This window comes from Hominibacterium faecale (genome assembly GCF_020734085.1).
Taxonomy (GTDB): domain Bacteria; phylum Bacillota; class Clostridia; order Peptostreptococcales; family Anaerovoracaceae; genus Hominibacterium; species Hominibacterium faecale.
In genome coordinates, this window is record NZ_JAJAGH010000001.1 from 424,307 (window position 1) to 450,520 (window position 26,214).

A 26,214-nucleotide genomic window follows, 5' to 3' on the forward strand; every position below is an offset into this window, starting at 1 on the left:
CTATTCGACAAAAGCCTAAAATGATAATACGATTGAATTATAAACAAAGGAGCAAATTGTGAGTACAATTATTGGTTTAATGTTGGCGGTGAGAGAGCGAGAACCGATTTTTTACCATAAGGATACGAATCAGTTTGATCATTATCCTGTTTCCGAAATAGAACGAGAGAACCTGTCCCCGGATAAACTTAAACGAATGGCATGAGCAAAATCTATGCAATGAAATTTTCAAAAATTTATTCCCTGCTTGTTCAGAAAGCAGATAAGAAAAAGCGGACAAAGCAAGAGGTCGACGAAATTATTTGCTGGCTTACAGGATACGATGAAGTCGGCCTGACCCAGCAGCTGCAAAATGACGTTGACTATAAAACCTTTTTCGAGCAGGCCCCTTGCATAAATCCCAACAGTGAAAAAATAAAGGGGACTGTGTGCGGTGTTCGTGTTGAAGAAATTAAGGATCCAATCATGAAACAGATCCGATATTTGGACAAATTGATTGATGAATTGGCAAAAGGAAAGGCAATGGAAAAAATTTTACGGGCATAGATTGATTTGCAGCGCCACGTCCCATCCAGCCTTCCATAATACAACCCGCACCATGCCCCATTGCAAAAACAGCCGGATCATGGTAACATATAGAAAAATTAAGAGAAAAGAGGGGAGTTAAACTATGGATAAAACGATTTTGAATTATGTAGTAGAAAAAACGAACGAACTCATCAATGCGCCGACCTGCAGCAGCGAAACCAAGGAAGCGGCTCAGGCCTGGCTGGACGCTGTTGGAACCGACCGGGAAGCTAGTGAAACCAAAGCGTATATTGCTGAACTGGAGGCAGATATAATGCCCATCGACACTTTAATCGCTTTTGCAGAATCGGATGCTGGTGCGGAAGTCTTTGGCGATGATGCGAAAAATGTGGCAGCCCATGCAAAAGAAATCAAGGCCGCTGGAGCGGAATACTGCGACTGCCCAGCTTGCATGGTCGTTGCGGAAATTCTTGAGAAAAAGGATGATATGCTGAAATAAAAAGTTTTCTAAAGTAGGGGCTGGTGCATTGATTGGGATCAATGCACCAGCCTTGTTTGCGAGAATGCGCCCGAAAGCGCATGCGCCTCTCAAAATCAGCCAGAAGCAGCAAAGTCTGCTTCTTTTCAATATCAGGCCCCGCAAACCCACAACTTTTTGAAAAAAACGATACCTTCCAATAAAATTTTCCCGGTCCAACCATCTAACGCATCGCGCATTCGAAGCAACAGCCACTATTTCTCAGACCGCAATTCTGTTATACTATAAGCAGATAAAAGAAAGGAGGCCCTTCAACATGGGAATTCGGATAACAAAGCATTAACAGCAAGGCGTTGATGTTAACATGCCTTGCTAATCGGAAAGTTATAACAGCGAAAGATTAGGAGGCAAAAATGTCCTATTTTAATTATCAATCTCAAAGAATTTATTATACAGAGTCCGGCAGCGGAAGTCCGGTGCTGTTTCTTCACGGAAACACCGCATCCTCCAAAATGTTTGAACCGCTGCTGCCCTTGTACGAGGAAACGTTTCACGTGATCCTCATTGATTTTCTGGGCCATGGAAAATCCGACCGCCTGGAAAAATTTCCGGCAGAATTGTGGATCGAAGAGGCGAGGCAGACCGTTTCACTATTGGAACATCTGGGGCGAAAAAAGGTCCATCTTGTGGGGACCAGCGGCGGCGCATGGGTGGCAATCAATGCTGCACTGGAACGTCCGGATCTGGTTGGAAAAGTCGTTGCCGACAGCTTCGACGGCCGCATGCTGGCGGATGATTTTTCTCAAAACCTGATCCAGGAACGAAAAAGCGCCAGGGAAGATGAACTGGCCGCCGGCTTTTATCAATGGTGCCAAGGTGAGGACTGGGAAAAGGTGGTCGATCTGGACACCCAGGCCCTGCTCAAATGCGCCAGGGAAAAGCTGCCGCTGTTTGTCAAACCTTTGAGGGAGCTGCGGGTGCCTCTTTTGCTTATGGGGAGTGCGGAGGATCAAATGTCCAGAGCGGATTTCCAGAAAGAATACCAAGCCATGGCCCAAGAGACGGGCGCCCAAGTTGAAATCTTTCCAAGAGGTGTTCATCCGGCCATACTTTCCAGTGCAGAACGAGCCGCGGAAAGGATCAGTGAATTTTTAGGATAACCACATAAATACAAAACAGTGAAAAATGGCATAGCGCTGTTACAGCCGCAATACGAAGCAGCAAAAAGCATGAACGAATATCTGACATAGGAGTTCATGCTTTTTATCGTTAAAGAACTGGATATCCCTATGAATGTGCCCAGTCTCACACCGGATTGTGAGCGTTGTGGAGAAGCTTGAATGGAAAAGGAGGGAAAAATGATTGGAGTTCCCAAAGAAAAAGAACCGGCTCTGTACGCAATATTAACAGAGCCCAATCCAATAGCTGTATACCAAAAATACTATCATTGCTTAAGCGACTGTAATATTGTTTTGTTCGATGGTAAAAAAGATACGAATATTTCACAACACTGTATCGATAAAGCCATTGGGAATTATTACATTATGGGAATCGGCAATTATCGCAATGCGGTCATCCTTAATAAACAATTTTGGGAGGCGGCAGCAACAAACAGAGCAAAACAAGCTCCGGTGAAAATCGGATTTTGTATTGATTTTGATTCGAACATTATGTCTTATTTGCCGAAAGCACTGAAAGACGGCAGACAAGACGATGATTTTTGTAAATTGCTTTGGTATATAAAAAGCAACCATTATGCACTGACATGTTTGCCTTATTCCATTGAAGACAGCTTGAACAAAAAAGGAATGAAGTCAACAGAAAAAGTATATCAAGCATTATTATATTTCTACGCCTTCAGCAGACTGACCATTGATCCGTTGGGAGAACAAGATTTTAAAAATCTCGCACTGGACATAGATATCGAAGATTATCAGCAGGCGGATGATACATGGAATGAAATGATACGATTAAGAGAGCACGAACGAGATAAGGAAAAACGGACAAAGTCAATTTACTGTTTGTTATTAGAAACGATGATATTAAAACATGGAGTTAAAAAGCCTTACAAAAAGAAAATGGAAACAATGATTCGTTTCGTAAATGAGCAGCTGGGCGTTTACCTGGAGAATGCCCTTTATTTATGCGGGCTATATCTTTTGGATAGTAATCATGAAGGAATTCGACGCTTTTTTTCAAAAATGCAGCCGGCTGCTAAAAATTTGACCGATAAAATTGCGGGAATGGCATGGGATTTATTCCATATATCCAATTTACCGGAAGAGATGAGGATCAACAGCATGGAGAAGCAGGCCACGGTTTTGAATTATTTCATAACAAGAGACCAGGGACTAAAGGACATCATTCAATGGAATCCCGTTCAAAGAATGGTATTTGATAAAGACATTTCGATTGCAAAGTATAAACATTCAATATTGGAGCTTCCCATTGATGAAAAGACCCTGAGAAGTATTCCTCAATCACAAAGCGCCAGAGAAAGATTATGTATGGAAGGGGACTTGGAAACCTTAATAACTGTGAAAGAAAAAGAGTTGATGAATTTACGCAATGGATAATCGGACTTTTCCAGAAAAGAATCCGGTTGACTTTTCCCCTGCGGTAAAGTCTATACTAAGAGTGAAAAGGAGGGGACCTATGCTATCAATCGGCGAATTCTCAAAAATCTGCAAGGTATCAGCAAAGACCCTGCGTTATTATGCGGAAATCGGGCTTATTCTGCCTGATCAAATCAACCCGGAAAGCGGCTACCGCTATTATTCGATCGAGCAGCTTAAAACCATGCTCTTCATCGACCGTCTGAAAGCCTACCAGTTTTCCCTGGAAGAAATCAAGGAGATTCTTCATGCGGGACCTTCCCAAGAAGAAATCCTCTATGAAGCGCTGCGAAAAAAGAAACGGCAGCTGGAAAGACAAGTACAGGAATTCCAAAACAACCTGGAGCAAATGGACAGAGACCTGACCAATTTGGAGGAAGGCAAGTCCATGATGTCGTATCTGGAAGGCATCGATGTGGAGCTTGTGGAAGTCTCTAAAATGAATTTGCTGTGGATCCGAAAAACGGTTGGCGAAGACGAGTTTGCCGAAGCGTATGGTCAGTGCTTCAGCAAATTGTTCAGGCGCATCGCAGCAGATCAACTGACAATGGCCGCTCCGCCAATGGTGCTTTTCCACAGCCCGGAGTTTACTCCCATCGGTCTTGACACGGAATTTGCCGTACCAGTGAAAGAATATGCCACCGGTACGAGGGATTTTTGCCCGGGACTATGCTTAAAGACCGTTTTGGCAGGCCCATACTCCGGCCTGCCATCGGTTTATGCAAAGCAGCTGGAGTGGGCGGAAAAAGAAGGCTATGAAAATGCCGGCCCGCTCTACGAAGTCTATGTAACGGACCCTTCGCAAGTTTCCCGTGAAGAGGATCTTATTACAGAAATTTTTTGCCCAGTGAAAAAAAGCCGTTGAAACTTTCGAAGGCAGGAAAGGATAGTAACCTATGAAAGAAGCAAAAGAACTGGAAGCGGTCATCCGCAGAGATTACGATAATATGGCAGGTATCGTCGTTCGAAAAGATGGAAAGCTGCTGTATGAGCAGTATTTTCATGGATGCACAGATTCCAGCCGGATCCATGTCTATTCCGTAACCAAAAGCATCGTTTCCATCCTCATTGGAATTGCCATTGATAAAGGATATATCCGAAATGTTCAGCAGAAAGTTCTGGAATTCTTTCCCGACTACACGGTAAAAAGAAGAGAAACCACCATACAGCATATTACCCTCGAGCATCTGTTGACGATGACGGCGCCCTACAAGTATCGGTCCGCGCCCTACACGAACTTTTTTTCCAGCGACGATTGGGTAAAGGCAGCCCTCGACTTATTGGGAGGCAAGGGGCAGATCGGTCAGTTCCGATACGCGCCCCTCATTGGACCGGACATTATGACCGGGATATTGGTAAAAGCGACAGGTCAATCCGTGTTGGATTTTGCGGCGGAAAACTTATTTACACCGCTGGGAATTGCCGCGCCGCCCAATGTGGTGTTTGACAGCAAAGAAGAGCAGCTGGCCTTTAATCGGGCTAAGTGTGTAAACGGTTGGGTGGCTGACCCGAAGGGCGTCAATACGGCAGGATGGGGACTCACCCTTTCTCCGATGGAAATGGCTAAGATTGGCCAGCTCTGTTTGAACGGCGGAACGTGGCAGGGAAAACAGATTGTGTCGCCGAAATGGATTGAAACGAGTACAAAGGAGCATAGCAGATGGGAAGAACAGGGGCTGCCATACGGATATTTATGGTGGGTCGATGAGGATGGCTATGCGGCCATGGGCGATGGCGGAAATGTCATCTTCATCCATACGAAAAAGAAGATGGTGGCAGCCATAACCTCCTTCTTCAAGCCGAAAGTAAAAGACCGGATCGAGTTTATCAAGGCTTATATATCGGCCGCTGAATAGGCCCCAAAAAATGATCGCTGGCGCAAAAGTTTCAACGCTCCAGCGATCATTTTGCCTCAGCAGCGGCTATCACGATTGACATATAGGTAACTAGTTGCTATAATATAGGAAACAAGTTACCTATATGAGGAGATACAATGGAACTGAACGATTTAATACAAAAATTTTCACATTCAAGCGAAAATCAGATCAAAGCCATCTTCAGCACGCTGTTCATCGCCGGAAACAGGCTGCAAACCCTGTTTGACCACCATATACCGGAGATTACCTTAAAGCAGTTCATGCTGCTGACCATGATCCGCCAATCCGAAGAACAGCTGACCTTCACCAAATTGGGAGAGCTACTGGGATGTTCCAGGCAAAATGTCAAAAAGCTTGCTCAGGCTTTAGAGAAAAAAGGCTTTGTAGCCATCCGGCAAAGCAGCGCCGATGTCCGTGCATCGACCATCGAACCTACAGATAAGATGAAGGACTATTTTGACAACATCTTCGCATCCTATCAAACTCAGCTGAAATACTTGTTTGAAGACTACAGTGAAGAAGAGATTAAGCAGCTATTCCAGCTATTGATGAGACTGTATGGCGGCATCGACCATCTGGAAAAAAAGCTGGAGCTTGCAGAAAAGGGGTCATTATGAAACAGACAGTCGTTTTATACAAATCAAAATACGGGGCAGCCAAAAAATATGCCGGCTGGATCCAAGAAGCGCTCTCCTGCGATGCTTACCAAGTTGGAGAGTTTCAGTGGGAGGCGATCACAAAATACGATCTGGTTATCCTTGCGGGAGGGATTTATGCAGGGGGAATTTCAATCGTCAAGGATCTGAAGAAGCATCTGACCGCTTTGGCCGACAAAGAACTCATTCTCTTTGCAGCAGGCGCAAGCCCTTTTGATCAAAAGATGCTGGAGGAGCTGAAGCTTCGGAATACAGAGACACTTCACAGGGAAATACCGATTTTTTATGGACGAGGCGCCTTCGATGAAGAGAAAATGACTGTGATAGACCGGATGCTGTGCCGAATGCTAAAGAAATCACTGAGCAAAAAAGAGCCCAAGGATTTTGAACCCTGGATGAAGGAACTGTTTGAATGGGACGGAAAAGGCTGCGATTGGACCGATCCAAAATACTTGGAAGAACTGCTGGCGTATACGAAAGCTTTCGAATCTGCCGGAAAAGATAACCGCTAAATTACCTCCCCAAACAACTGTTCGCAGTCTGTCTTTTGTGATAAAATAGAGAAAACAGGCGTAGATGGGAAGAAAGGGGAGAAGATGGAACAGCTCACACTCTTTGAAAATAATCAAGCCCAGCCGCTGGCAGCAAGGCTGCGGCCCCGGTCCCTGGACGAATTTGTGGGACAAAGCCACTTGCTGGGAAAGGGAAAGGTACTCTATCGGCTGATCGAAAGTGACCAAATCTCCTCCATGATTTTTTGGGGGCCGCCGGGCGTGGGAAAAACCACTCTGGCCCGGATTATTGCCAATCGAACAAAGGCTTCTTTTATCGACTTTTCCGCAGTGACCAGCGGCATTAAAGAGATTCGGGGCGTGATGCAGCAGGCGGAAGAAAACAGGCGTTTCGGAGAAAAGACCATTGTCTTTGTCGATGAGATCCACCGTTTCAACAAAGCCCAGCAGGATGCGTTCCTTCCTTTTGTGGAGAAGGGAAGTATCGTATTAATCGGCGCAACTACAGAGAATCCTTCTTTTGAGGTCAACGGCGCTCTGCTTTCACGATGTAAAGTGTTCGTATTGCAGGCGCTGAAAATCGAAGAATTAAAAGATTTATTGGATCGGGCCCTGAAAAATCCCCTGGGATTCGGCGGCCAAAAGATCACAATGGCCGATCACATGCTGGAGGTGATCGCAAACTTCGCAAACGGTGATGCCAGGACGGCTCTCTCCACGCTGGAAATGGTTGTGCTTAACGGAGAGATGGACGGAGATTCCGTAGTCGTCACCGAAGAAACGCTGGAACAGTGCATCTCCAAGAAGTCTCTGCTCTACGATAAAACCGGCGAAGAGCATTACAATATCATTTCAGCCCTGCACAAATCCATGCGCAACTCCGACCCGGACGCGGCTGTTTACTGGCTGGCCCGGATGCTGGAAGCCGGGGAAGATCCCTTGTATGTGGCGCGCCGCGTTACCCGCTTTGCCAGCGAGGATGTGGGACTGGCAGATCCCCGAGCTTTGGAAATCGCAGTGGCCGCATATCAGGCATGTCATTTTATCGGCATGCCGGAGTGCAGCGTTCATCTAACCCAGGCAGTCGTTTATTTGTCGCTGGCGCCAAAGTCCAACGCCCTCTACATGGCATACGAACAGGCCAAAAAGGATGCGCTGACCCAGCTCAGCGAACCGGTGCCCCTTGTGATCCGCAATGCCCCAACCCGGCTGATGAAGGATTTGAAATATGGGGAAGGGTATCAATATGCCCATGATACAGAGGAAAAGCTGACCAATATGCAATGCCTGCCGGACTCCCTCTTAGGCAGGCAATATTACCAGCCGACCCAGCAAGGGCTGGAAGCCAAATATAAAACCAGGCTGGACCAGATTAAAGCCTGGAAACGGGAGCACGAAAAACCGATAAAATAAAAAGCGGCCATCATGCCATCCCGCGGGGCTCCCCGATATATAAAATCAGATCTATGGAAAAAATGTGATCCTGCGCCGAATAGGCCAGGGTCCCATTGTATTTTTGTACCGTTTTTTCAATGTTTTTCAGGCCCAGTCCATGAGACAGCCAGCCCTGCTTCTTGGTGACAGTAGAAAAAACATCATAAGGATTTTTCATATTGATCCATAAACAGCCTTCCGTATAACGCATGGTAAAAGAGACATGCCGCTGTGCGGCTGGCAGAGTTTCACAAGCTTCTCCGGCATTGTCAAAAAGATTGCCTAGAATTACCACCATATCGGTAAAAGGAAGCGCCAAATCGGAAGGAATCAGGATGTCCGCGCTGCATGAAGCGCCTGTTTCTTCCAATTCCCGTAGCTTGATATTGAGCAGGGCATCGATTTCCAGATGGCCGGTGGTAATCACTTGATCGATGTCTGTCAGGCGATCCAGCGTTTCCTGCAGATAATCGGCCAGCTCTGATTGGGAACCTTGCTTGTAGAGATAAGCAGCCGTTTTCAAATGGTTTTTCATTTCATGGCGCAGTTCCCGGACTTCCTTGTTTGCTGCCTCTAAATCCTTATAGCGGCGCTTCTGATAGGCCACTTGTTGCTGCAGCAATGCGTTTTCCCTGGACCTGGAATAGAACTTGGTAAATTCGCTGAAAAGGACAAAAACGATCAAATTAATCAACAAAAAGATCAGCTGAAGGGGTAAATGATACAATGCGGCTTCACGCAGGGGACCGCTGTAATAACCGCTCAGCAAAAGCGTAAAAGTGATTAAAGCAATGCTGAATAAAAGCTTTTTCTTGAAGCTGGAGGGATAAAAACCCAGCAGGCATAAATAGACCGCCAGGTCAAAAAAGGGATTGACGTATTCGCCGGTGTAGTGATACCAGGAAACGCAAAGGAAGGTCAGCCCGATCATAATACCATAAAGCAGGCTCCGCCGGGCGGGTATTTTCCCGTAAGACCGGTTCATAAGCTCGAAAATTAAAAGCACATCCAGCAAGCATAGCAGCAGGTCGAGAAGATATTCAAACATGGATATAATCACTTTCCGCACCGCCATTTCACAAAATCCAAATGCTTTGACCGGACCTCTTGCCGGTATTTCTTGCTGATGGGAATCTGCTCACCATTTTTTAAGATGACCAGTCGGTCGCTGATGGACTGGATCTGTTCCATATTGACCAGATAAGACACATGACACTGGACAAAGAGGGTATTGTCTACTTGGCGGCTAATCTCCCGGATCTTCATGTAAAACAAAAACTCCTTTTCCTCCATTTTTAAACGGACCCTGCGCCCTTGTGCTTCAAAATAAAGAATCTCTCCGTAAGGGATCTGAAAGCGTTCCCTGCCGATTTTGAAGAAAAAAAGGCTGCTAAACGTCTGCAAATGTTCCAGGGCCTGCATGAAAATATCCGCAAAAGCGGGCTGATCCAGAGGCTTTCTAAGAAAGCGGAATGGCAGCACCTCAAACACCTGATACACAAATTCCTTGTAATCTGTGAGAAAAATAATGACGCAGTGCCTGTCCTGGCTTCGAATAGTCTCCGCCGTACGGATGCCATCAATGCCAGGCATGGATATATCTAGAAAATAGATGTGAAACGGTTCCTTTGTCTTTTCCATATAGGTTAATAATTCCTGGCCGGAATAGAAAAAACTGCAATCCACATAAGAAAGCGGGATTGCGGCCATATATTCTTCCAGCTGGGCAATGACGGCCTTGCTGTCATCAACAAAAGCGACTCGCACCATATTCTCCACCTGCCTTTCCCTGACCATTATAATCGCTGAAAACTATTTTTTCAATGTCCGAAGCCGTTCAAAAATGACAGATTGCCCTGCAATTTATGACAGCAAATAAATAGCGGACGCTTTCATCGTGTACAGTAGAGGAAAAGGAGGTGAAAGCTGATATGGAACAAAAAAGGTTTGTAGTGATGACAATTTTTTCCGCATTATTATTCATGGCTATCACAGTGACGGCCACCCTGACGCCGTATGCCCAAGTGGGGCATGCCAACCAGTTTGCCAGTCCGGAAATGTACAATGCCCTTTTGGTGATCAGCCTGATGTACTTCATTCCGCTGCTGATATACGGACTGCATGTAAAGAGCATGAAATATGTGCTGGCCTTTGTGGTCGGAATTTATACGGTTGGGGCTTTTGGGATTTTACTGGCTTCCAGCGGTTTTGTACGTTCGCTTTTGAATCTGTTGCCCAGAGCGCAAATCCCCCTTGAAAGCACGCCTGCGGCCGCGGTGCTTAATGGATTGTGCGTGATCACAGTCATCTATAATGGGGTTTGGTATTGGGCTGCCTTACGGAGAAGGTAAAAAGGGATCAGACCGGCAGCAGCAGTTCCTTTCATATGAGAGCAAACAAAAATTCTGTATGTTTTTTGCACAACAAAAAAATATACAGAATTTTTTGTCATTGGGGCTTGCCTGTCGAAATCAGTTGAAGTATAATACCGGTATACCGGTATGCTGGTTAATCAAAATTACAGAACATCTTCCAGGTTGAGTATTTTTGGATTTTCCATATGGAGCATGGTAATGTCATAAATATTCGCCAGATCGCCGGATTTCATAGCGTTCAGCATAGCTTCATGCTCTTTGATGGTGGCTTCCATCCGGCCTTCGTGTTTCAGCGAAAGGATTGCCAGCCGCTTGATTTGGTAGATAAAGCTTGCGAATAATTGATCAAAGGCTGAATTGCCCGCATAGGCGACCGTTTCAATATGAAACTGATTGTCATAATCGACGAACTGATTGATATCCCCGGAGTTTTCCGCGATCTCCTTTTGCAGCTGCAGATAGCCGCCCAGTTTGTCGAAAAGGAGACGGGCCTTATCGCTGCTGTAATTCTGGGTGATTTGGTAAGTACAGTAGCCCTCGATGGCGGAACGCACCTGAAAGGTTTCGATGATATCCTGAGGCGTCAGCTGATGAAGGCAGAACCCCTTGCTGGGGATGATATCGATATACTTTTCCTGCGCCAGACGAAGGAGCGCATCCCGCACGGGCGTGCGCGAGATTCCGATTTCTTTGGATAATTTGGTTTCCGAATAAATCTGATCGTATTGAAACTGATCGTCCAAGATTAAAGCCTGGATATAGTCATAAGCCGTTTGTTGTAAAGGTTTTGTGTTTTGCATGATGAATTCCTCTTTTCCGGATTCATTGTACACTATGCAAAAAACCTTCGCAATACCAATATTCAGTTAATGTATGAAAATGAAAGGAGTTGAACATGTCGAATCAAAAAGTCAAAGTACTGCCGGAAATGGATGTGGTCTACGAAAATGCCCGGCTGCCTTTTCCTCTGGCGGAATATCAGGTAAGGCTCAGAAAAATCCGCAGAGAAATGGCTGCCCGGGAGATCGATTTGCTCTATCTGACTTCTCCCGAAAGCATGTATTATATCAGCGGCCTGAACCTGGCCTGGTACAGGAATGGGTCGCCGTCGGCGCGGGACGAAGAAAAAGCGGCCGGAATCGCAGTCCATGTGGATCATGACTATTTTATCCTGTTTGAAACAAAGGACGAATATGGGCTGGTATCCGGTTCAACCTGCGCATCCGATATTCGGATCATGGATGAAACGCAGTCACAATCCGCAGAAAACGGATTCGATCTTTATGATTTTGTCGCAGACAACCTGAAAGCAGAGGGCTGGATTACAGGCAGTGCCGCTTTGGAGATGAGATGCCCAAGAACACCCAGAACTGTCGGCGACAGGATGAAGGCCAAGCTGGAAGAGCATGGATGCCGGGTTGTAGATGGGACGGACTTGTTAGTAAAGATCCGCAGAAAAAAATCACCTATGGAACTCAACTATATCAGAAAGGCCAGCGCCATCGCCGATATCGGCCATGAAGCTGCGGCTGCACAGCTTTGCGCCGGCATGACAGAACTGGAGCTGGCGGGCATCTATACCTGCGCGATGATGAAAGCAGGGGGCGAAAGCGGAGCTGTCGCCGATCTGGTTCAAAGCGGAAGGGGAAAGCTGTGGTGCGGCCATGCTCCCGCCGGCAGAAAGCTCATTATGCCCGGCGAGCCGGTCCGGATCGATCTGGCAGGCGTTTATAACCGTTACCATGCTCCGATGGGACGGTGCTGCTATATCGGAAAACCGGATCCGGACTTTGCCGATCTCTATCACAGAGCCAATGGACTGGTCATGGAGGAAGTGATACGCATATTAAAACCTAATATGCCAGTGAGAGAATTCTACGAAAAACTGATGAAGACCTGCAAAGAGCTGGGCCTGGAAGAGTCCCAAAAGCGGATGGGCGGCTATGAAATCGGCATTGGGTTTGCGCCCGACTGGTGCGGCCAATTTGTCCACGGTCCCAATAGGGAGCATCAAGACGAATGTTTTGAGCCCGGTATGGCCGTTACCTTTAAGACTGGCATGGGCGGGATGGATACGATTCTTTTCACAGAAGACGAAGTTGAAATTCTGGGAAATACAACCCGTGAACTGATGATAACCGATTAGGAGGTAAGGAGAATGAGGAAACTGATTGAGCCGATGAAAGACTTGAGTCTGATCAGCGAGGATATGGAGCTGCCTTTCCCGCTGTATGAATATAAAAACCGATTGAATAAAATAAGAAAGAAAATGGAGGAAAAAGGCATCGATACCCTTTATCTGACTCTCCCCGAAAACGTTTACTACGTCAGCGGCCTCAAGTTGATCTGGTACAGAGCCAATTCCTCTCCTGTGTGGAACGATACAAAGATTACAGGAGCCGCCATCCACGTCAATTCGGATAAGTTCATGATCTTTGACTGTGTGGATGAAGAGGGCGCGGTTTATGGAAGCACCTGCTGTACGGATCCGAGAATCAAGAACGATATCCCCCAGGACGTGATGATGGGAGAAGCGCGGGAGTGTCCGGGCCCAGGCGAAGATTTCATGGACCTGGTGGTCAAAGACCTTTATAACGAAGGCTGGCTTAAAGGCGTGGTGGCCCTGGAAATGGGGAGCTACCGCCCTCCGAGAACCGTGAGCGAAATCTTTCAGGCAAAGCTGGAAGCAAAAGGCGCAAAAATCGTTGATGGAACGGACATTGTTCTCGACATTCGAACGATCAAGTCACCTCTGGAGATCAACTGCATCGAAAAAGCGGCCCACATTGCCGATATTGGGCATAAAGCCATCCGGGATAATCTCCATGAAGGAATGACCGAGCTGGAGCTGGTGGCTGAGTATACCTCGGCCATGATGAGAGCGGGCGGCGAGAGCATGTCGCTGGTGGATATGTGCCGATTTGGAACGGGAAAATACTGGTGGGTTCATTCGCCTGCGGGAAGAAAAAAACTGATTCGCAATAATCCGGTAGCAGTGGATCTGTGCGGTGTCTATAACCGATACCATGCTGATCAGGTGCGGGCCTACTCCCTGGGAGAACCGCCCAACGAAATCGCGGAATCTTATACGATGGCAGGAAAAATTATGAAACAAGTAGCAAAGATCATCAAGCCCAATTTGTCCATCGATGATTTTTACGACGAGATCACGCGATTTATTAAAGAGGAAGGCGCTTGGGATGAACAATACTGGCTCGGCGGCTATGAGCTGGGCATCTCCTTTCCGCCCGATTGGGTAGGCAACTTTGTTTACGATCCATATATTGATTCCAATGGCGCCAGGTTCGAACCGGGGATGGTGGTGAACTTTGAAACCGGATTCGGTATAGTGGACACGCTTGTTTTTACGGAAAAGGAAGCCAGAATTCTGGGAACGACACCGTGGGAGCTGCAAATCGTGGACCCGGATTCTCCTCTGGCGGAATGAATGGAGGAAAACAATGAAAAAATTCGAAACAGGCGGGGAGATCAAACAATATCACGTGGGCCTTTTGGCCGCTATTACGATGGTCTTTTCGCTGGTGGCCGCCGGTGCGTACGGCGTGGAAGAAATGGTTCCGGCCTGCGGGCCGGGAATGACCATTGTCCTGCTGCTGGTGATCCCGTTTATCTGGGGACTGCCCATGGGCTTTGTTTCCGCGGAGCTGGGAGGCGCCCGGCCGGTGGAAGGCGGCTATTATAAGTGGGTACAGGAAGGTCTGGGCGAATTTTGGGGCTTTCAGTCCAACTGGTGGCGGACCTGTTCCTGCTATATAGGCAACGCCGAATCAATCGTTCTTGCCAGCGGATATATTGGAATGGCACTTGAACTCAATCAGACTGAGACCTATATTTTGCGGGTTGCGCTGGTCATCCTTCTGATCGGCCTCAACATTCGCGGAATTGGTGATGTCAGCGTTGTTACCCGGTTTTTCATCCTGTTAGTTCTGACCGCTTTTGGGCTGATTGCCATCCTGGGGTTTGTACATTGGAATAACAACCCCTTCGATCCTTTCGTGCCCGAGGGCATGGGCCTCTTGGAAGCCGCGGCGTCCGGGATCATCATTGGCATGTGGATGTATTCGGGTTACGAAAGTCTATCCACCGTTGCAGGGGAGATCAAACAGCCCCAGGTAATTCCCAAGGCGCTGGTAATCGCCATACCGCTTATCGTCGCAACCTATGTGCTGCCCATTACCGGAGGCCTGGCATCCATCGGCCAGTGGGAGAACTGGAGCACGGATCCTTCCGCACCAGTCGGCTACCATACCGTATTGACCAATTATCTGGGTTCCTGGACCGGTATTGTTTTCCTATTTATCTCGGCAGGGGCAATGGCAGCTTTATGCAACGCTTATATTGCCACCAGTTCAAGAGGCTTTTTCACCCTGTCCCATGACAGGCTGGCGCCTCCGATCCTGGTGAAGGTTTCTAAGAAAAGAGGCGTACCGTATGTTCCAATCTTAATCATGGGCGCAGTGGATATCATTATGTGCCAGTTTGACTTCACGGCGATTGTAGTCATCGATGTATTTTTCTTCATGACCTCGTATATCGTCATTTACATTGCTGCTATCCGGCTGAGAAAAACAATCCCCGATGAGGAACGGACCTTCAAGCTTCCTGTCAGCGACGGTGTCTTTACGGTTATCTGCATTGTTCCCATCATCCTGGCCGTGTGCGCTTTATTTGTCAATGGCGCCGATTACTTTATCGGCGGCGTCATAGGACTTGTCAGCGGGCCGGTGGTATATGTGTTCTGGAAGAGAAGATACGGCGGTCTGGCCGTGATTGACCCTGACCATTATCCGCTCAATCCAAGGACAAAACTGGGACAAGGAGATCTGAGACGGATCGGAAATTTGTGCTTGATGCTGGCCACCGTTGGACTGGCGGGACGGTTCTTCCTTCCGTGGTACGAGGCTGGCGGAGAAAGCTATTATGATGAAACTTACGGAATGAATCAAATGTTCGACACCTTCATGTGGGTGCTCACAGCAGCGACGATCATCTTATATGCAGCAGCGATTATCCTTCTTCGCGCTGGGAAAAAAATTGACCGGTAGCGCCTATATAAAACAGGCAACAATGGATTGTCGAAAGAAAGGATACATATGAAAAAAATTGGTTTTATTGGATTGGGAATCATGGGTAGGCCGATGGCGTTAAATCTTTATCATGCCGGCGAGGATATCCTGGTAAACGATGTTGACGATGGTGTGCTTGAGAGCATAAAGCAGCAAGGGCTGCCTGTTGGCACAGTATCGGAAATCGGCAGAGAATGTGACTTGGTTTTCATGATTTTACCCAATGGGGACATTGTAAAGGAGGTTATCTTTGGAGAGGGAGGACTTACTTTCTCCCCAAAGAAACCACGGATCATCTGCGACATGAGTTCGGTCACACCGGACCAATCCCGCGACTGCCATAAGAGGCTGGAAAAAATGGGCGTTGCCTTTGTGGATGCTCCCGTCAGCGGCGGCGAGCCGAAGGCGGTTGACGGCACGTTGTCCTTTATGGCCGGCGGCGATGAACAAAACTGCCAGACGCTGAAGCCGTATTTTGAAATCATGGGCAGCAGCTCCGTGCGCATCGGAGGACCGGGCAGCGGGAGCATCGCCAAACTGGCCAATCAAATTATCGTCAATCTGTCCATTGCCGCAGTTTCCGAAGCCTTCGTTTTTGTGAAAAAAGCTGGCGCGGATCCGGAAAAGGTATACCAGGCGATCCGGGGAGGTTTGGCCGGAAGTGAAGTGCTGGATGCCAAACTGCCCATGATCCTGAAACGGGATTTTACCCCTGGAGGAAAGATTGCCGTCAATCATAAGGATATTAAAAACGTTTTGGAAACAGCGAAGGATCAAAAAATCCCGCTTCCGTTTACAGCGCAGCTTTTTCAGGTGATGCAGGCGTTGGATGTCAGCGGGAACATGGAAGATGACCACAGCGGGATCATTCAGTATTTTGAAAGGCTGGCAGGAGTGGAAGTCAGCTGCGAGGGGGAATAAGATGGAAAAATCAGCATTTGAAAGACAAAGGATTCAGGACGATTCCGCGATAGAGCGCATCTTGAAGAATGAAATTGAGCAAAATGAAAAAAAGCTGATCGTGCTGGACGACGATCCTACGGGGACCCAGACCGTTCATGGAGTTTCGGTTTATACCGATTGGAGCAAAAGCAGCATTGAAGCAGGTTTTGACGAAGAAAATAAGCTGTTTTATATTTTGACCAATTCCAGATCCATGACAGAATCGGAAACCAGGGCGCTGCACGAAGAAATCGCCGAAACGATTTTAGCGGTTTCCCAGGAAAAAAACAAGGACTTTCTGATCATAAGCAGGAGCGATTCCACCCTCCGGGGGCATTATCCTTTGGAAACCAGCACCCTGCGATCTGTACTTGAGCAGGCATTTCCCGTTGACGGGGAGATCTTATGCCCCTTTTTCCAGGAAGGAGGAAGATTGACCATTGGGGATGTTCACTATGTGAAAGAAGGGGAAGCTTTGATTCCCGCAGGGGATACGGAATTTGCAAAGGACAAAACCTTCGGCTACTGCTCCTCAAATTTAAAAGACTACATTGCAGAAAAGACGGGCGGAGCATTCCCAGCCGAAACCATAAGCTCGGTTTCTTTGGAGATGCTCCGCAGCGGTGAACTGGATAAAATTGAAAAGCTGCTTCTGGATGTAAAGGATTTCAATAAAGTGATTGTCAATGGGGAAACGTATCAGGATTTAAAGGTGTTTTGCGCGGCCTTTTACCGGGCAATGGACAAAGGAAAACGCTTTCTGATCCGGTCGGCGGCATCCATTGTGAAAGTTCTTGGCGGAATCAGCGATGCTCCGCTGCTGGACAGACAACAGCTGCTTGACGGCAGGTCAGCATCTGGAGGGCTCATTATCGTCGGTTCATACGCAGAGAAAACAACCAGGCAGCTCAATGAACTAAGGGGGCTGAAAAACGCTGTTTTTCTCCAATTCGATTCCGACTGTGTTTTGGACGAAGCAGCCCTTGCAGAAGAGCAGGACCGTGTTATACAAGCGGCCGAACAGGCCATAAGGGAGGGTAAAACAGCTGTGATCTTTACCAGACGGCGGCCTTTGCATGTGGAAGGGGATACCAGGGAAGCTGTTCTGGTCCGCTCTGTGAAAATATCGGATGCGGTTTCATCCATTGTCACCAGCATTCGTATCATTCCCAGGTTTATCATCGCCAAAGGCGGCATTACTTCCAGCGATATCGCCACTAAGGCGCTGCAGATCAGGCGGGCAGAAGTGCTGGGTCAGATCAAGCCGGGTATCCCTGTCTGGAAGAGCCAATCTTCGGGAGCATATCAAGATGTGCCTTATATCATCTTTCCGGGAAATGTGGGGGAGGACGATACCTTAATGGAAGTGGCGGAGCTGCTGGCGGAGTAGAAAGAAGGTGCGGTAATGAGAAAAGTATTTTACAACGGAACGATTTATACAGGAGAAAAGAAGCTTTATGCGGACTATGTTATAATTGAAGATAATTTTATCGTGGAAGTGGGAGATGGGTTTGATGAGGAACGGTACTGCAAAGAAGGCGCGGAGCTGATCGATCTTAAAGGACGGATGCTGCTGCCAGGGTTTATCGATGCCCACGCCCATCCGTTTACCTCCGCATTTCAGATGTCGCAGATGGTCCTATCCTTTGACATGGGCAAGGATGAAATTCTGCGAACGATAAAAACTTATATAGAAGAAAATCCCGAAAATGACAGCTATTTTGGCATCGGTTACGGGGAGCACGTCTTTGGTGATGCGGGGCCGAACAAGGGGATGCTGGACCGGATTTGCGCAGATAAACCGGTTATCCTGGTGGGAGCATCGGGCCATGAGGCCTGGGTCAATTCAAAAGCTTTGGAAAGGGCGGGCGTGGACCGGAGTACGCCCGATCCGATCCCGGACGTGCAGTTTTATAAACGGGACGATGAAGGGAATCCCAGCGGTCATTTGATTGAGAGCGCACCCATTACCAATGTGATCAAAGCGGTTGACCCTTTTGTGATGGAAAAGGCGGAGCAGACCTTGCTGAAAATTTTGCGGGATTTCAGCAGTTACGGAATCACGACCATTGTGGATTGCGGATTTATCCCTTATATAAAGGAGCGGGCTGAACAGCTGCTGGACAAGTTTATCCAAAAGGGACTCCTGCCTCAGCGAATCTTTGGCAGCAACCACATTAACGAGCTGGCGGAGCTGGAGGGATGGCAGGATTATCTGTATCATATGCGATGCAAATATAATACTGATTATGTGCGCTTCAACACATGGAAGGTGATCAATGACGGTATTGTTGAGGCACGCAGCGCCAGCATGACAGAGCCCTTTTCCGGCATGGAAAAAACCAGTCCGCCGCTTTTATACGGTGAAACGCTGCACAGCTTGTGTGTCGAGGCTGCATCCTTGGGTTATGACATTCATCTGCACGGAATCGGCGATCATACGGTGCATGAGAATTTGATGGCTGCGAAAGCTGTGCGGGATGCGGGGTATGAAGATACGATTATTACAAACGCCCATACCCAGTGCGTCTTAAAAAGCGATATCCCCCTCTTTGCCAGGCTGAAGGTAATCGCCAATACCACAGGGGTGTGGCATTACGGCGATTTGAATGCTGTAGAACTGCTGGGCAAGAGGGCAGATGAAACCTTCCCTTTATATAGCATCGTTAAGGCCGGTGCCAGGATGAGCCTGGGCAGTGATTTCCCCGGCGACGAATATGGGCCGCAGCCGCTCAATTCCATAGAGACCGGCGCTACCAGACAGCTGTGCGGACAGCCGGATTCTCCCGTTTTGCAGCCAGAAGAGGAACGGTTGCCAATAAGCGAGCTGATTAAGGGATTTACAGAAACGGCGGCTTTCCAGGTCAGGATGGATAAAAAAATAGGGACTATTAAAGCCGGAAAATATGCGGATCTGGTTGTGCTGGACCAAAATCTGTTTGATGTAAACCCTTATGATATCCACAAAATAAAAGTTTGTATGACCATCATGGACGGCAACATCACATACCAGGACCAGGATGGGGACTTTTGCCTGAAATAGAGATAACAGCTGCGCCTTGTATTTTTCCATTAACTGCGCAAACTAATCATAGTTATTTTCACTTTGATTAGGAAAGGTAAATATATGAAATTTGACGCAGTTTATTATGAACCGGACAGCTTGAACTACCCTTTGGGCAAACAGCTGAAAGAGAACTATGGCAGTCTGCCCTGGATAGCGATTGAAAATCACAATGCAATTCAAGAGATGCGGGAGAAGCCAAATGCTGAGTTCGCCAGGATGAAGCGGAATTTGATCGTCGGAACCCGGAAAACTCATAAATACACAGAAAATCATAAGGTATCGGATTATCTGGTGCCTTATACATCCTCGGGCTGTACCGCCATGTGCCTGTACTGCTATTTGGTTTGCAACTATAACAAATGCGCATATCTCCGTCTCTTTGTCAACCGTGAACAGATGCTGGACCGGCTCATTAAACGGAGCAAAACGGCTGGGCGGGAGCTGACCTTCGAAATTGGCAGCAATAGCGACCTGGTGCTGGAAAACACCATTACGGAAAATCTGCTATATACCATTCCAAGGTTTGCAAAAGAGGGCTCCGGCCGCCTTACGTTTCCAACTAAATTTCATATGGTTGATTCTTTGCTGGATTTGCCCCATGAAGGGAAAGTCATTTTTCGAATGAGCGTTAATCCGCAGCCACTGATTAAGCGAGTTGAATTGGGGACCTCCGATTTGAAGCAGCGAATTACGGCAGTGAACAACATGTGTCAAGCAGGATACCCATGCGGAATTTTGATTGCCCCGGTTATTTTATGCGAGAATTGGAAGGAACTGTATACAGAGCTTTTCGAAGAATTGAAAGAAGGTTTGACTGAGAAAGCACGAAGTCAGCTGTTTTTGGAAATTATCCTGATGACCTATTCTTACGTCCATCGAGCGATCAACGGTGAGGCATTTCCCGGGCTGCCGGATTTGTACGATAAGGAAATGATGACTGGCCGCGGACGAGGACGTTATTGCTATCGGATAGAGGAACGAGATAAAGCTGAATCTTATTTAAGGACTGAAATAAAACGGATTCTTGGAGATGTACCCATTCTTTATATCAGTTAGAAATAAGATGAGTTTGAGAGACAAGGGTCATGGGGCGGTTCTTTTTCTAATTGTCCGCAGATAACAAAAAAAGTCGAGAGACTTTCGAGATTCATGTGATATCATATGAACGAACAAAGGACAGGAGGCAGAAAGATGGAAGAGCAGCTGAAAGCCGTGCAGTGTATGCAGGATTATATTGAAACCCATATTGAAGAAACCATTACGCTGGCTGATCTGGCAAAGGTATCGTTCTTTTCCCCATGGTATGCCTATCGATTATTTAAAGCCTATACAAACTACACGCCAGCGGACTATATCAGGCGGCTCAGGCTATCCAAGTCGGCTTTAAGACTTCGGGACGGAAATTTCCGGGTGATCGACGTGGCATTTGATTTGGGGTTTCAAAGCGCTGATGGATATCAGAGGGCCTTTTATCGGGAGTTTGGATGCAACCCGGGTGAGTATGCCAAAAATCCGGTGCCGCTGTACTTGTTCACGCCGTATGGAGTCATCTACAAGCAAGCAGGAAAGGAAGGCAGGAACATGGGAGAAGTAAAAAATGTATTCATTCAAGCCGTGAAAAAACCCGAAAGAAAGGTAATCATCAAACGGGGAAAAGAGGCGGAGGATTATTTTCAGTATTGTGAAGAAGTGGGATGCGATGTATGGGGGCTGTTGACCAGCATACGCTCCATCAGCGGCGAGCCGGTCTGCATGTGGCTGCCGGATAAATATCGAAACCCAGAAACGTCTAAATATGTCCAGGGAGTAGAAGTGTCCGCCGGCTATCAGGAGTCGGTTCCTGACGGCTTTGAGCTGATCAGTCTGCCGGAAGCGGACTATCTGCTCTTTCAGGGTGAACCGTTTTTAGAAGAAGATTATTGTCAGGCTATCGAAGAGGTGCAGCAGGCAATTCAAAAGTTTGATCCAAGCACCCGCGGATATGAATGGGATGACGAAAATCCCCGCATACAGCTGGAACCAATCGGCAGCAGAGGGTATATGGAATTAATGCCCGTAAGCCCTGTCGGGAAAAAATAATAAGCCAAAGTGCCTGCGTTGTTCAGGCGGATAAAGCAGGATTATGACGCAAAAAAAGGCGGCTCCAGGGAGGAAATCGTTCCTCCTCGCTGGGCCGCCTTTTTTAGCTGTAGCAGCTTGTTGAAAACTGATTTGATCTTATCTTACTGTTTCTACGCGGATGAGATTGGTTCTTCCGGTGCTCTGCAGCGGCAGACCGGCGCTGATGACGATGGTATCGCCTTCCTTGACAACCTTCATTTTTTTTGCGCCGCCTTCCGCTTGATCCAGCAGCATGTCCCATTGATCCTCGTATTGGGTCAGAACCGGATATACGCCCCAGGACAGGGCCAGCTGGTGATACGTCTTTTCTCTCGGCGTGGCAGCTACGATGGGCTGTATCGGCCGGAACTTGGACATCTTTTCCGCCGTGTAGCCGGACCGGGTAATGGCGATGATGGCCTTGGCTTTTAAGTCATGGGCGGTTGTGCAGGCCGCATGACCGATGGCGTTGGATTTGTCCTTAGCATCCATTTCATAATCCATGATTTTGTACAGATTGACATCGAAGGCGTCTCTTTCCGCCTGTTTGACGATTTTAGACATGACCTTTACGGTTTCAACTGGGTACTTGCCCATGGCGCTTTCCCCTGAAAGCATGACTGCCGAAGTTCCATCAAAGACCGCATTGGCTACGTCTGTGATTTCTGCTCTTGTAGGCGTAGGGCTTGCGACCATGGATTCCAGCATTTGCGTGGCGGTGATGACGATTTTTCCAGCCTGGCAGCATTCTTTTATAAACTTTTTCTGGATACCGGGAAGCTTGGCAAAATTCACTTCCACGCCCATATCCCCTCTGGCGACCATGATGCCGTCGGAGTGGGCCAGGATCTGCTTGAAGTTATCGATCCCTTCCATATTTTCGATCTTGGAGATGATTTTGATCTTTTCGCCGCCGTTTTCCTTGAGGAAATTCCGCAGGTCGATCACATCCTGCTGGGTACGCACAAATGATGCGGCTATATAGTCCACATCGTGTTCAATGCCGAAAAGCAAATCCTGTTTGTCCGCTTCGCTCAGGTATTCCAAATCCAGATGTGTCTTTGGCACATTGACGCCTTTGCGATTGCTGATTTTTCCACCGTTTGTTACCCGGCACACGACCTGATCGCCTTCTGTATGCTGCACCTTGAGCGCCACTCTGCCGTCGTCGATCAAAATCGCGGTTCCGGGGCTGACTTGCCGGGGAAGGTCTTTATAAGTAATGGAACTCTGTTCTTGATTTCCCTTTATATCGGCCGCGGTGAGGGTAAAGGTTTGTCCATTCTTTAAGATGACGCTGTTTTCAGCGAAGTCGCCGAGACGAATTTCCGGCCCTTTGGTATCCAGCAGAACTGCGGCTGGAATTCCAATCCGGTCTCTTACCTTTCGAAATCTGCGGATCATTTCGCTATGTCCCTGATGATCCCCATGGGAGAAATTGAGACGTGCCACATTCATGCCGGCTAAGAGCATTTTTTCCAAAACCTCTTCGCTGGAGCTGGCAGGTCCCAACGTACATACAATTTTAGTCTTTTTCAATTTCAACACCTCTTTTCAATGATATCAATAAAATTTCAGGCGGATGGTTTCGCTGGTTGAGCATATTGATATATGCGACGTGATACGCTTGCTGGTCCAAATTACGGGCCAGCTCCAGAACCTGCTGCTTTTCTTCTTCACCGCCGGGATGGCCGCTGTACATGGTAATACAGATCAGTCCATTGACAGCAAGAAGCCGGAGCGCTGCTTTTACGGCCTTTACGGTCGTTTCCCCGCAAGTAGCGATCTCCTTGGACGCAGCAGGCAAATATCCCAAGTTAAAGACAACTGCCTGAACCTTTTTCTTTATATATGCGCCCATATATTCGTGGCTGTCCTGTATCAAATGAACCTGGTCAGAATATAAGCCTTCTTTTATAAGGGCGTCTTTTGTCCGCTCGATTGCTGCTTGTTGAATATCGAACGCATAAATCTCCTTTGCACCAGATCGGAGCAGAGCGATGGTATCGTTTCCATTGCCGCAGGTGGCATCGATGGCTGTCCCGCCGTCCCGCAGGTAGAGGGATACGAAATGCATCGCCAGCTGCGTGGTGCTGCGTATTAGATTTTTCATGGACTTATTATAGCACAAGCGTTTTCTTTTCGCATTATAAACATGGAAGGGTTTTTCCTTTGCAGTCGGCCCTCTGCATATCCCGATTTTAAGTTTTTTTTCGGATTTCTATTCGATATAGGCAAAATCAAAGGCGATGTCCATAGAAAGTTACCAGATATTTACATTTTATCGCTTGCGTTGAAACTAATTTGCTCCGGTTTTCGGAGCCACATATATAAGCTTGCACTAACTCGACTTACGAGATCAACTATTTGGTTGATTCTGGCCGCCAAAGGCCGGATTTATATGGACATTGCCTGCAATAATCCCTATTTCGAATAGAAATGGGATTATTTTACATTTGAGTCTGCCTGATTTTGTTATCGACAGAGCTTGCTGCGAAGTGTGGGCCAATTCCCCAGAATAAGAATTGGCCCATGGGGAATGATAGTATTAATTATGAAGATAAGCAGGATTACGCTGGGCAAATACACGGCTGCAAAAGAATAAATCATTTTATCTGATTTTATCTAAAAAAATATGTTGACAGATGGACCATGAAATGGTAATATAACTCTTGCAGTTACTTCGAAAGTACTGATGTGGCGGTGTAGCTTAGTTGGCTAGAGCGTCCGGTTCATACCCGGAAGGTCGGAGGTTCGACTCCTCTCGCCGCTACCACTTTCGGGCGTTTAGCTCAGCTGGGAGAGCACCTGCCTTACAAGCAGGGGGTCATAGGTTCGAGCCCTATAACGCCCACCAAATTGCGGTCCGGTAGTTCAGTTGGTTAGAATGCCAGCCTGTCACGCTGGAGGTCGACGGTTCGAGCCCGTTCCGGATCGCCAATTTTTAGAAATTCAGTATTGCATAAGTGGCTTGCCGCATATATAATATATATGCGATATGTGGTGGGTATCGTCAAGTGGTTAAGACAATGGGTTGTGGCTCCATTATGCGTGGGTTCGAATCCCACTATCCACCCCAATTTAATAACAGCGATGGGGTATCGCCAAGCGGTAAGGCAATGGATTCTGATTCCATCATGCGCAGGTTCGAATCCTGCTACCCTAGCCAATAGATGCGGCAGAGCAATCGCTTTGCCGGATGCGGCGACATAGCCAAGTGGTAAGGCAGAGGTCTGCAAAACCTTTATTCCCCAGTTCAAATCTGGGTGTCGCCTCCAAGAGTGAGACTTCAATGTTTATAACGTTGAAGTCTTTTTAATTTGAAAAAGCGCATTGCGGTGCACAGCTGCGAAAAATGGATTTTCTTAGAGATTTTTTTGCAGACGTCTGTGTACGCCTGGCTGCTCTCGGTTGTTGTTTCTGCCGCCAAGCTACGCACAGCCGTATCCCTGCTTCAACCCATAAGGACAACAAACGTATTAAAAGATAAAGAATATGAAAGAGGAGTACAGCATGAACAAGACATTTTATTTCAAAGACTGCTATCAGCCAAATCACAAGAACTTACGGCGCTGGACACTCATTATACTAGCGCTGGCAATTTGCCTGATTGCAGCCGGATGCACAGATGACGGCCGGCAAGGGACAGGGGCTGCGGCTATATCGCCAGAGGATATTCCGGAATATTCCCAGCAGCCATACATCGAGATCAACGGAAACGAACCGTATTTTGACCAGGCCGATTTGACGACAACGGCCTTTGAAACCTACAGCGACCTGGACGATCTCGGCCGGTGCGGCGAGGCCTATGCCTGCGTGGGAAAAGAAGTGATGCCCACCGAGAAGCGAGGTTCCATCGGAATGATCAAGCCCGCAGGCTGGCATACTGCCAAATACCAAAACGTGGATGGAAAGTATTTATACAATCGCTGCCACCTGATCGGCTACCAGCTGACAGCGGAAAACGCCAATGAAAAGAACCTGATTACAGGCACCCGCTATCTCAATGTGGAAGGGATGCTGCCCTTTGAGAACGAAGTGGCGGAATATGTGAAAGAAACCAATAACCATGTACTGTACCGGGTTACTCCCGTCTATGACGGCGATAACCTGCTGGCGGACGGCGTGCTGATGGAAGCCTTATCGGTGGAAGATCAGGGGGAAGGTGTGAAATTCAACGTATTTGCCTACAACGTACAGCCGGATATTGCCATCGACTATCAGACTGGGGAGAGCCATATGAAGGACCAGACCGGGACAAAGGCAGAAACGACTGCTGCCTCGCAAGAAAGCACACAGGAATATATTGTGAATCGAAACTCGGACATTTTCCATAAACCCACTTGCGCAAGCGTCAAGAAAATGGCGGATAAAAATAAGGAACCTTTCAAAGGAAGGAGAAGCGTGCTCATCGATCAAGGGCTGAAGCCCTGCGGAAACTGCCATCCATAAACGCTCTACCATCCAGCCGTATTGACTCAAAACAGGGCTGCTGCATAAAAGCGATTTGCTCCATGCGGCAGTCCTGTTTTTATTTTTGGCA

24 protein-coding genes and 6 tRNA genes are annotated in these 26,214 nt (G+C 47.5%); 25 read left to right on the forward strand and 5 right to left on the reverse strand.

The window, feature by feature from the left end; translation table 11 throughout:
* Positions 1 to 219: 219 nt before the first annotated feature.
* From LG211_RS01970 to LG211_RS02010, 9 genes are all read left to right on the forward strand, one after another.
* Positions 220 to 546: a DUF2200 domain-containing protein gene (locus tag LG211_RS01970; RefSeq protein ID WP_417448590.1), complete on the forward strand. Its 327-nt coding sequence runs from the start codon at positions 220 to 222 to the stop codon at positions 544 to 546.
* Positions 547 to 670: 124 nt separating this feature from the next.
* Positions 671 to 1,027, forward strand: coding sequence for a molecular chaperone Hsp90 (locus tag LG211_RS01975; protein WP_253021196.1), 357 nt, complete (start codon positions 671 to 673; stop codon positions 1,025 to 1,027).
* 392 nt (positions 1,028 to 1,419) lie between these two features.
* A complete protein-coding gene (locus LG211_RS01980) occupies positions 1,420 to 2,166 on the forward strand; it encodes an alpha/beta fold hydrolase (protein ID WP_148397657.1) in 747 nt (248 codons plus the stop codon).
* Between the two features lie 180 nt (positions 2,167 to 2,346).
* Positions 2,347 to 3,582 carry a hypothetical protein gene (locus LG211_RS01985; RefSeq protein ID WP_253021197.1) on the forward strand — a complete coding sequence of 412 codons (1,236 nt, stop codon included), beginning with the start codon at positions 2,347 to 2,349 and terminating at the stop codon, positions 3,580 to 3,582.
* A gap of 79 nt (positions 3,583 to 3,661) precedes the next feature.
* Positions 3,662 to 4,486 carry a MerR family transcriptional regulator gene (locus LG211_RS01990; protein ID WP_148397659.1) on the forward strand — a complete coding sequence of 275 codons (825 nt, stop codon included), beginning with the start codon at positions 3,662 to 3,664 and terminating at the stop codon, positions 4,484 to 4,486.
* A 31-nt stretch (positions 4,487 to 4,517) separates the two neighbouring features.
* The gene (locus LG211_RS01995; RefSeq protein WP_148397660.1) at positions 4,518 to 5,477 is read left to right on the forward strand and encodes a serine hydrolase domain-containing protein; all 960 of its coding nucleotides are present in this window, start codon (positions 4,518 to 4,520) and stop codon (positions 5,475 to 5,477) included.
* 137 nt (positions 5,478 to 5,614) lie between these two features.
* Positions 5,615 to 6,115 carry a MarR family winged helix-turn-helix transcriptional regulator gene (locus LG211_RS02000; RefSeq protein ID WP_148397661.1) on the forward strand — a complete coding sequence of 167 codons (501 nt, stop codon included), beginning with the start codon at positions 5,615 to 5,617 and terminating at the stop codon, positions 6,113 to 6,115.
* The gene (locus LG211_RS02005; RefSeq protein WP_148397662.1) at positions 6,112 to 6,666 is read left to right on the forward strand and encodes a flavodoxin domain-containing protein; all 555 of its coding nucleotides are present in this window, start codon (positions 6,112 to 6,114) and stop codon (positions 6,664 to 6,666) included. Before LG211_RS02000 ends, LG211_RS02005 begins: the two co-directional genes overlap by 4 nt.
* Positions 6,667 to 6,750: 84 nt before the next feature.
* The gene (locus tag LG211_RS02010) at positions 6,751 to 8,079 is read left to right on the forward strand and encodes a replication-associated recombination protein A (protein ID WP_148397663.1); all 1,329 of its coding nucleotides are present in this window, start codon (positions 6,751 to 6,753) and stop codon (positions 8,077 to 8,079) included.
* A 10-nt stretch (positions 8,080 to 8,089) separates the two neighbouring features.
* Here the strand turns inward: LG211_RS02010 and LG211_RS02015 are convergent, their stop codons facing one another.
* Both LG211_RS02015 and LG211_RS02020 read right to left on the reverse strand, forming a co-directional pair.
* Positions 8,090 to 9,175 carry a sensor histidine kinase gene (locus LG211_RS02015; protein ID WP_269476930.1) on the reverse strand — a complete coding sequence of 362 codons (1,086 nt, stop codon included), beginning with the start codon at positions 9,173 to 9,175 and terminating at the stop codon, positions 8,090 to 8,092.
* On the reverse strand, positions 9,157 to 9,870 hold the full coding sequence (locus LG211_RS02020; RefSeq protein WP_269476931.1) for a LytR/AlgR family response regulator transcription factor: 714 nt from the start codon (positions 9,868 to 9,870) through the stop codon (positions 9,157 to 9,159). Before LG211_RS02020 ends, LG211_RS02015 begins: the two co-directional genes overlap by 19 nt.
* 161 nt (positions 9,871 to 10,031) lie before the next feature.
* Here LG211_RS02020 and LG211_RS02025 point away from each other — a divergent pair, with 161 nt between their 5' ends.
* On the forward strand, positions 10,032 to 10,451 hold the full coding sequence (locus LG211_RS02025; RefSeq protein WP_269476932.1) for a DUF5391 family protein: 420 nt from the start codon (positions 10,032 to 10,034) through the stop codon (positions 10,449 to 10,451).
* Positions 10,452 to 10,618: 167 nt separating this feature from the next.
* Here LG211_RS02025 and LG211_RS02030 read toward each other — a convergent pair whose 3' ends face one another.
* Positions 10,619 to 11,275 carry a GntR family transcriptional regulator gene (locus LG211_RS02030; RefSeq protein WP_148397667.1) on the reverse strand — a complete coding sequence of 219 codons (657 nt, stop codon included), beginning with the start codon at positions 11,273 to 11,275 and terminating at the stop codon, positions 10,619 to 10,621.
* A gap of 95 nt (positions 11,276 to 11,370) precedes the next feature.
* On the opposite strand from LG211_RS02030, the gene LG211_RS02035 reads away from it, so the two are divergent.
* The 8 genes from LG211_RS02035 (at position 11,371) to LG211_RS02070 (ending at position 21,650) form a co-directional block, all read left to right on the forward strand.
* Positions 11,371 to 12,621, forward strand: a complete 1,251-nt coding sequence (locus LG211_RS02035) for a M24 family metallopeptidase (protein ID WP_148397668.1) — start codon at positions 11,371 to 11,373, stop codon at positions 12,619 to 12,621.
* Between the two features lie 12 nt (positions 12,622 to 12,633).
* Positions 12,634 to 13,923, forward strand: coding sequence for a M24 family metallopeptidase (locus LG211_RS02040; protein ID WP_148397669.1), 1,290 nt, complete (start codon positions 12,634 to 12,636; stop codon positions 13,921 to 13,923).
* A 13-nt stretch (positions 13,924 to 13,936) separates the two neighbouring features.
* On the forward strand, positions 13,937 to 15,541 hold the full coding sequence (locus LG211_RS02045) for an APC family permease (protein ID WP_148397670.1): 1,605 nt from the start codon (positions 13,937 to 13,939) through the stop codon (positions 15,539 to 15,541).
* A gap of 48 nt (positions 15,542 to 15,589) precedes the next feature.
* Positions 15,590 to 16,483, forward strand: coding sequence for an NAD(P)-binding domain-containing protein (locus LG211_RS02050; RefSeq protein WP_227754706.1), 894 nt, complete (start codon positions 15,590 to 15,592; stop codon positions 16,481 to 16,483).
* Position 16,484: 1 nt separating this feature from the next.
* A complete protein-coding gene (locus tag LG211_RS02055; protein ID WP_269476933.1) occupies positions 16,485 to 17,894 on the forward strand; it encodes a four-carbon acid sugar kinase family protein in 1,410 nt (469 codons plus the stop codon).
* A 15-nt stretch (positions 17,895 to 17,909) separates the two neighbouring features.
* Positions 17,910 to 19,547, forward strand: a complete 1,638-nt coding sequence (locus LG211_RS02060; protein WP_269476934.1) for an amidohydrolase — start codon at positions 17,910 to 17,912, stop codon at positions 19,545 to 19,547.
* An 84-nt stretch (positions 19,548 to 19,631) separates the two neighbouring features.
* Positions 19,632 to 20,627, forward strand: a complete 996-nt coding sequence (locus tag LG211_RS02065) for an SPL family radical SAM protein (RefSeq protein ID WP_148397674.1) — start codon at positions 19,632 to 19,634, stop codon at positions 20,625 to 20,627.
* 135 nt (positions 20,628 to 20,762) lie between these two features.
* Entirely contained in the window at positions 20,763 to 21,650 is an 888-nt protein-coding gene (locus LG211_RS02070; RefSeq protein ID WP_269476935.1) for a helix-turn-helix transcriptional regulator, read from the forward strand.
* 138 nt (positions 21,651 to 21,788) lie between these two features.
* Here the strand turns inward: LG211_RS02070 and pyk are convergent, their stop codons facing one another.
* Both pyk and mnmM read right to left on the reverse strand, forming a co-directional pair.
* A complete protein-coding gene (pyk, locus tag LG211_RS02075) occupies positions 21,789 to 23,219 on the reverse strand; it encodes a pyruvate kinase (protein ID WP_336246018.1) in 1,431 nt (476 codons plus the stop codon).
* A complete protein-coding gene (mnmM, locus tag LG211_RS02080; RefSeq protein ID WP_269476936.1) occupies positions 23,197 to 23,784 on the reverse strand; it encodes a tRNA 5-(aminomethyl)-2-thiouridylate-methyltransferase MnmM in 588 nt (195 codons plus the stop codon). Before mnmM ends, pyk begins: the two co-directional genes overlap by 23 nt.
* Positions 23,785 to 24,370: 586 nt before the next feature.
* On the opposite strand from mnmM, the gene LG211_RS02085 reads away from it, so the two are divergent.
* The 7 genes from LG211_RS02085 to LG211_RS02115 all read left to right on the forward strand — a co-directional run bounded on the left by LG211_RS02085 (position 24,371) and on the right by LG211_RS02115 (position 26,123).
* Positions 24,371 to 24,447 (forward strand) — tRNA-Met (locus LG211_RS02085).
* A gap of 5 nt (positions 24,448 to 24,452) precedes the next feature.
* Positions 24,453 to 24,528 (forward strand) — tRNA-Val (locus LG211_RS02090).
* A gap of 6 nt (positions 24,529 to 24,534) precedes the next feature.
* A tRNA-Asp gene (locus LG211_RS02095) sits at positions 24,535 to 24,611 on the forward strand.
* Between the two features lie 63 nt (positions 24,612 to 24,674).
* Positions 24,675 to 24,750, forward strand: a tRNA-His gene (locus tag LG211_RS02100).
* A 15-nt stretch (positions 24,751 to 24,765) separates the two neighbouring features.
* Positions 24,766 to 24,840, forward strand: a tRNA-Gln gene (locus tag LG211_RS02105).
* Positions 24,841 to 24,874: 34 nt separating this feature from the next.
* Positions 24,875 to 24,949, forward strand: a tRNA-Cys gene (locus LG211_RS02110).
* Positions 24,950 to 25,184: 235 nt separating this feature from the next.
* Complete coding sequence (locus tag LG211_RS02115; RefSeq protein ID WP_148397678.1) at positions 25,185 to 26,123, forward strand: DNA/RNA non-specific endonuclease; 939 nt, start codon at positions 25,185 to 25,187, stop codon at positions 26,121 to 26,123.
* Positions 26,124 to 26,214 lie beyond the last annotated feature (91 nt).

Excerpts from the sequence above, each read along its gene's own strand:
- LG211_RS01970 (WP_417448590.1), top strand. The coding sequence starts at position 220 with ATGAAATTTTCAAAAATTTATTCCCTGCTTGTTCAGAAAGCAGATAAG.
- LG211_RS01975 (WP_253021196.1), top strand. The coding sequence starts at position 671 with ATGGATAAAACGATTTTGAATTATGTAGTAGAAAAAACGAACGAACTC.
- LG211_RS01980 (WP_148397657.1), top strand. The coding sequence starts at position 1,420 with ATGTCCTATTTTAATTATCAATCTCAAAGAATTTATTATACAGAGTCC.
- LG211_RS01985 (WP_253021197.1), top strand. The coding sequence starts at position 2,347 with ATGGAAAAGGAGGGAAAAATGATTGGAGTTCCCAAAGAAAAAGAACCG.
- LG211_RS01990 (WP_148397659.1), top strand. The coding sequence starts at position 3,662 with ATGCTATCAATCGGCGAATTCTCAAAAATCTGCAAGGTATCAGCAAAG.
- LG211_RS01995 (WP_148397660.1), top strand. The coding sequence starts at position 4,518 with ATGAAAGAAGCAAAAGAACTGGAAGCGGTCATCCGCAGAGATTACGAT.
- LG211_RS02000 (WP_148397661.1), top strand. The coding sequence starts at position 5,615 with ATGGAACTGAACGATTTAATACAAAAATTTTCACATTCAAGCGAAAAT.
- LG211_RS02005 (WP_148397662.1), top strand. The coding sequence starts at position 6,112 with ATGAAACAGACAGTCGTTTTATACAAATCAAAATACGGGGCAGCCAAA.
- LG211_RS02010 (WP_148397663.1), top strand. The coding sequence starts at position 6,751 with ATGGAACAGCTCACACTCTTTGAAAATAATCAAGCCCAGCCGCTGGCA.
- LG211_RS02015 (WP_269476930.1), bottom strand. The coding sequence starts at position 9,175 with ATGGCGGTGCGGAAAGTGATTATATCCATGTTTGAATATCTTCTCGAC.
- LG211_RS02020 (WP_269476931.1), bottom strand. The coding sequence starts at position 9,870 with ATGGTGCGAGTCGCTTTTGTTGATGACAGCAAGGCCGTCATTGCCCAG.
- LG211_RS02025 (WP_269476932.1), top strand. The coding sequence starts at position 10,032 with ATGGAACAAAAAAGGTTTGTAGTGATGACAATTTTTTCCGCATTATTA.
- LG211_RS02030 (WP_148397667.1), bottom strand. The coding sequence starts at position 11,275 with ATGCAAAACACAAAACCTTTACAACAAACGGCTTATGACTATATCCAG.
- LG211_RS02035 (WP_148397668.1), top strand. The coding sequence starts at position 11,371 with ATGTCGAATCAAAAAGTCAAAGTACTGCCGGAAATGGATGTGGTCTAC.
- LG211_RS02040 (WP_148397669.1), top strand. The coding sequence starts at position 12,634 with ATGAGGAAACTGATTGAGCCGATGAAAGACTTGAGTCTGATCAGCGAG.
- LG211_RS02045 (WP_148397670.1), top strand. The coding sequence starts at position 13,937 with ATGAAAAAATTCGAAACAGGCGGGGAGATCAAACAATATCACGTGGGC.
- LG211_RS02050 (WP_227754706.1), top strand. The coding sequence starts at position 15,590 with ATGAAAAAAATTGGTTTTATTGGATTGGGAATCATGGGTAGGCCGATG.
- LG211_RS02055 (WP_269476933.1), top strand. The coding sequence starts at position 16,485 with ATGGAAAAATCAGCATTTGAAAGACAAAGGATTCAGGACGATTCCGCG.
- LG211_RS02060 (WP_269476934.1), top strand. The coding sequence starts at position 17,910 with ATGAGAAAAGTATTTTACAACGGAACGATTTATACAGGAGAAAAGAAG.
- LG211_RS02065 (WP_148397674.1), top strand. The coding sequence starts at position 19,632 with ATGAAATTTGACGCAGTTTATTATGAACCGGACAGCTTGAACTACCCT.
- LG211_RS02070 (WP_269476935.1), top strand. The coding sequence starts at position 20,763 with ATGGAAGAGCAGCTGAAAGCCGTGCAGTGTATGCAGGATTATATTGAA.
- mnmM (WP_269476936.1), bottom strand. The coding sequence starts at position 23,784 with ATGAAAAATCTAATACGCAGCACCACGCAGCTGGCGATGCATTTCGTA.
- LG211_RS02115 (WP_148397678.1), top strand. The coding sequence starts at position 25,185 with ATGAACAAGACATTTTATTTCAAAGACTGCTATCAGCCAAATCACAAG.